Below are 5,753 nucleotides of genomic sequence, written 5' to 3'. Positions count from 1 at the left end.
TTGGGATTATAATTTTATTAATGTTAGTTACAATTCATGAATTTGCACATTTTATTATTGCGAAATTAGCGGGAGCATATGTCTATGAATTTGCAATTGGTTTTGGTCCCAAAATTTTTTCTTGAGGAAAAAAAGAAACTCGTTATTCAATCCGAATTTTTCCTTTTGGAGGATATGTTTATATTGCAAGTCAATTAGTTGATCCACCAAAAGGGTGTGAAGAGGAAGAAGTTCCTGAAGAACGAAAAATGGAAAATATTGCAAAATGAAAACGTTTAATTTTTATTGTCGCAGGAGCTTTAATGAATTTTTTTATTGCTGTTTTTATTTTTACCACAATTTTTGCGGCATTAAATTATAAACCATCTGATATGACATATTGAGGAGCTAAGTATGATTCTAATGGTGCAGCATATGCTGCTCTAAAAACGAGTGGTCAAAATGTTGCTCAAGATATTGTGATTTTAGATTATTGATTAGGTCCTAATATTGAAAAACTTAAAGTAGCACAAGAATATTATCGTGTTAATAAGGAAGATAAAGCTGATAATAAGGAGAATCATATTTTAGCAAGTCATGTGGGAACAGTAGATAAGATTCCAACTTATCAAACAACAGTTTTTAATTTTATTAAAAATTTAAAACAACAATATGATAATAGTAATAATGATGAAAAAATTAATTATATTACTCTTGCTTTTGCTCGTTTAAATAGTAAACAAGAAGTTACAACGGCGTCTGATGGTTTATTTCAAACTGAACCAGTTAAGTTAACAGAAGCCAACAATACTTATACAGTCGGAATTAGAGCTCCTGATCGTCAGTTTGCTTCAATTGCGCAAGCATATAGCTATGGTTGAGGAGAAACATTTAGACAATCAGTGACAATTTTAAAATCATTTGGATTATTATTTACTGGTCAGTGAGGACAATTATCTGGTCCAGTTGGAATTGCAAGAACAGTTTCTTCAATGTTAACAGAAGGACCAGCTCTTTTCTTTATGTATGTGGCCATGTTATCTGCTAATTTATTTGTTTTGAACTTAATTCCAATCCCACCATTAGATGGATACAAGTTTTTTGAAACATCAATTGAAGGAATAGTTGGTGGAGTAAAACGCTTAAATGGTCGGAAAAGGATTTGAAAGAAACGCCATGATCCAGTGCAACAAAAAGTATTATTAGAAGAATATCAAGCAAAAGAGCAAAAATGACAGTTACCGCATAAGGCAAAGATTATTATTAATGTAACGGGAGCAATAGTCTTTATTTTATTATTTATTGGAATAACAATTAAAGATGTCTTTTTTTAAGCAGAAAAGCTAGGTGAGGATTAGATGATGGACCAACAATTGATAAAACTATTTACAGCAAATAATTTAGAATTTATTGGAAATTATTTTGATGATGCTAAAGTCATTAAAGCAGAATATAGTACTAGTGAAGGCTTTTTTCGTGTTGTGATTGAAATTAATGATTTTTTACCACTAGAAGTTTTACTAAAATTAGAACAAACTTTATTAGAAAATGAAACATTACCCACAAAGATTTCTTTACGGGTTCGAAAAGAACAATACGAATTAGAAACTATTTTTAGTTACTTAGAATATATTCGATTAAATAAATCGGAATTAAAAAATAGTTTTTTTAGTAAATTATCCCCAGAACGTTTTGCTTTAACTGATAATATTTTAAAAATTACTGTTCATTCGGAAAGTGAACAAAAATTAGTGGGTGAACATTGTAATTATTATCAAAAAAAACTTCGCCGCTATGGTTTTAGTGATTTACAATTAGCCCTAGTGATTGATTTATGAGAAAATAATATTTTAGAAATTAATGAACAAGAATTAATTAAATATCAAGAAACAGCGCAAAAAACAGAACAGTTAATTTCTAAACCAACCAATGGGACTAATCCAGTTCGAAGAGAATTAAATAGTTATCAGAGAGCAAAAAATGGAGAAGCAAGTTATGAACGGTTAATTGATATTGATCAAGATGCTCCGAATGTGACAATTTATGGAAAAATTTTAAGTAAAGAACGACAGTTAATTTCAACAAAGAAATTTATTTATGTAATAACAATTACTGATTATAGTGATACAATTGGCACAAAATTTTTTACTCGAACAAAACAACCAGATGATTTTATTGAAGAATTAAAAACTAATGAATGAGTTAGTCTTTTTGGCGATATTCGGTATGATACTTATGCTAATGAACAAATGTTTTTTATTAAAAAAATTTCTCGTTTAGAGCATGAAGATTTATATCGTGAAGATAATGCGCCTGAAAAACGCGTGGAGTTACATCTCCATACTAAAATGAGTGTTATGGATGGAGTAACAGATCTTGCAATGCTTTTTAAAACATTAGTACATTGGAATCATAAAGCAATTGCTTTTACTGACCATTTAAATGTTCAAGTTTATCCAGAAATTTATAATCTTAATAAGAAATATCCTGATGTTAAAGTTATTTATGGTGTTGAAGCAGATATTTTAGATGATAAAGTCTGATATGTTAAAAACCCGCATCATCATAATTTACGAACTGCAAAATATGTTATTTTCGACTTAGAAACAACTGGCTTAAGTAGTAGCTATGATGAAATCATTGAATTTGGTGCGGTTATTATGGATGATATTAGTGGTGAACGTCAAACAATTAATCATTTGTTTAAACCATCCGTTAAGTTATCATCATTTACAACTGAATTAACAGGAATTACAGATGAATTATTAGCGGATAAACCAACTTTTATTGAATCAATTGACCAAATTTTAGAATATTTTAAGGATGCAATTTTAATTGCACATAATGCTGAGTTTGACCTTGGTTTTATTCAATCGTGGTTAAAAAAAGCTGGACGCTCAAAAATTAATAACACAGTAATTGATACTTTACAATTATCACGGATTTTAGAACCACATTTGAAAAATTATCGGTTGGGAACAATTGCTCGTTGTTATAATGTTATTTATAATGAAGAAGTTGCTCACCGTGGCGATTATGATGCAATTGTTTTAACAGACATCTATGAGCATCAGCTACGGAAAATGATTAATACTTATAGTATTGAGTTTGATGATGATATTGAGAAAATTCATGACCCTGCTGTTTATAAAAAACTGCGACCAAAACATATGACAATTTTAGCAAAAAATCAGGTAGGTTTATTAGAATTATTTAAACTAATAACTGCTGCGCATACTAAATATTTTTATTCATCACCAAAATTATTACGAAGTGTAATTGAACAACATCGTAGTAATTTATTGATTGGGTCATCATGTATTAATGGTGATGTTTTTGAAGTGGCACGAAATAAAAATGCATCGGAATTAGCAGAAACAATTAAGTTTTATGATTATGTTGAAATTCAACCTCCTAGTGTATATAAACATTTAGTTCAAATGGGGGATTTATCAGAAGAACGATTATTAACAGTCATTAAAGATATTATTTTTACAGCAAAAAAATTAAATAAATTAGTTGTTGCTACTGGTGATGTGCACTATCTTAACCCAGAAGATAAAATTTTCCGTGAAGTTTATATTAATGCAAAAGGAATTGGTGGTCGTCCCCATCCTTTATATGATTATAAGCAACGAGTAACTGATAATCCTGATCAGTTTTTAAGAACAACAATGGAAATGATGAACGAATTTAAGTTTTTAAATAATGATGAATTAATTTATGAAATTGTAGTAACAAATCCAAATTTAATTGCTGACCAAATTGAAAAAGTTGAAATTATTAAAGATAAATTATACACACCTAAAATTGAAGGTAGTGACCAATTATTAAAAGAATTATGTTATAAAAATGCTTATAAAATTTATGGTAAGTCATTACCAGAAATTGTTGCATCACGCTTAGAACGTGAATTAAATGCTATTATTAAGCATGGTTTTGCTGTTATTTACTGAATTGCACATAAATTAGTTGATAAATCATTGCAAGATGGCTATTTAGTCGGGTCACGGGGAAGTGTTGGTAGTAGTTTTGTTGCAACAATGAGTAATATTACTGAAGTAAATCCATTACAACCACATTATTTATGTTCTTATTGTAGTTATAGTGAATTTATTATTGATGGTTCAGTTAAGTGTGGATATGATTTACCAGTTCGTACTTGTCCAAAGTGTCAAAAACCATTAAAAGGGGAAGGGCATGATATTCCCTTTGAAACATTTTTAGGGTTTGAAGCAGATAAAGTTCCGGATATTGATTTAAACTTTTCAGGAGAATATCAACCAATTGCACATGACTTTACTAAAGAAATGTTTGGAGAACGTAGTGTTTATCGTGCCGGAACAATTTCAACGGTGGCAGAAAAAACTGCATATGGTTATGTGAAAGGTTATTTTGAAAGTAAAAATATTTTACATTTAAAACGTCGCGCAGAATTAGAACGAATTGCCAAGGGTTGTGAGGGAGTTAAACGAACAACTGGACAACATCCAGGTGGAATAGTTGTTATTCCAAATGAATATGAAGTTGAGGCATTTACACCAGTTAATTTTCCTGCTGATGATATCAAATCAAATTGATTAACAACTCATTTTGATTTCCACGCAATTCATGATAATGTTTTAAAGTTAGATATTTTAGGCCATGTTGACCCAACTGCTTTGCGAATGCTGCAAGATTTAACGGGAGTGGATCCAAAAACAATTCCAACAAATGATGAAGCGGTTTTAATTCTTTTTCGAAGTTTAGATGTTTTAAATATTAAACCAGAAGATATTAATGGTGAAAAAACTGGTGCAATTGGTATTCCTGAATTTGGTACTTTTTTTGTTCGTAAGATGTTATTAGATACAAAACCAACTTCATTTGCAGATTTAGTCCAAATTTCAGGATTGTCACACGGAACAGATGTTTGAATTGGCAATGCCCAAGAATTAATTCGAAATCAAAATATTAGTATTTCAGAAGTAATTGGATGTCGTGATGATATTATGGTTAATTTAATTTATAAAGGGTTACCTGCTCAAAGTGCTTTTAAGATTATGGAAGATGTTCGAAAGGGAAAGGGGTTAACAACTGAACATGAACAATTAATGCGGGATAATAATCTTGAACAATGATATATTGATTCGTGTAATAAAATTAAGTATATGTTCCCAAAAGCCCATGCAACAGCCTATGTCTTAATGGCGTGACGAGTAGCATGATATAAAATTAATTATCCAGTTGAATATTATGCAACATTTTTTTCAACTCGAACAGATGTTTTTGATATTAAAACAATTTTAAAAGGAGCAGAAACAATCAAACAAGTTTTACGCGATATTCAAACTCGTTTGGATAATAAAGATTTTAATGCTCCCAATAAACCAACACAAAAAGAAAAAGATTTAATTCCCGTTTATGAAGTAGCATTAGAAATGTATGCCCGAGGAATTAAAATGAGCAATATTGATTTAAAAACAAGTCGAAATAAAAATTTTACCGTTATTACAAATGAAAATAATGAAAAAATTATTTTACCGCCATTTTCTGCAATTGATGGTTTGGGCGGAGCTGTTGGCGATAGTATTATTAATGCTCGCCATGAAAAACCATTTTTATCAATTGCTGATTTACAAAAACGAACAAATATTACAAAAGCTCATTTAGAATCATTTGAAGAACTTGGAATTTTAAAAGATTTATCATTAGATGATCAAATTGCGTTTGAGTTTTAAATAAGATAATTTTTTACTTTAATTTTGTCGAAAACTCTTGATATTTATAAAATA

General features: G+C 29.7%; 2 protein-coding genes. Both read left to right on the top strand.

The window, feature by feature from the left end:
- Nucleotides 1–1,313, top strand: a 1,313-nt coding sequence (rseP, locus tag EHV01_RS06615; RefSeq protein WP_422066765.1) for an RIP metalloprotease RseP, incomplete at its 5' end; no start/stop codon positions are given.
- A 27-nt stretch (nt 1,314–1,340) separates the two neighbouring features.
- On the top strand, nt 1,341–5,699 hold the full coding sequence (locus EHV01_RS06610; RefSeq protein ID WP_422066764.1) for a PolC-type DNA polymerase III: 4,359 nt from the start codon (nt 1,341–1,343) through the stop codon (nt 5,697–5,699).
- Nucleotides 5,700–5,753: the final 54 nt, after the last annotated feature.

It is taken from the genome of Spiroplasma sp. hy2, assembly GCF_044714365.1.
Taxonomy (GTDB): Bacteria; Bacillota_I; Bacilli_A; order Mycoplasmatales; family Mycoplasmataceae; genus Spiroplasma; species Spiroplasma phoeniceum.
Note: the sequence above shows the minus strand (reverse complement) of the source record. Positions and strands in the feature narration are given on the sequence as shown.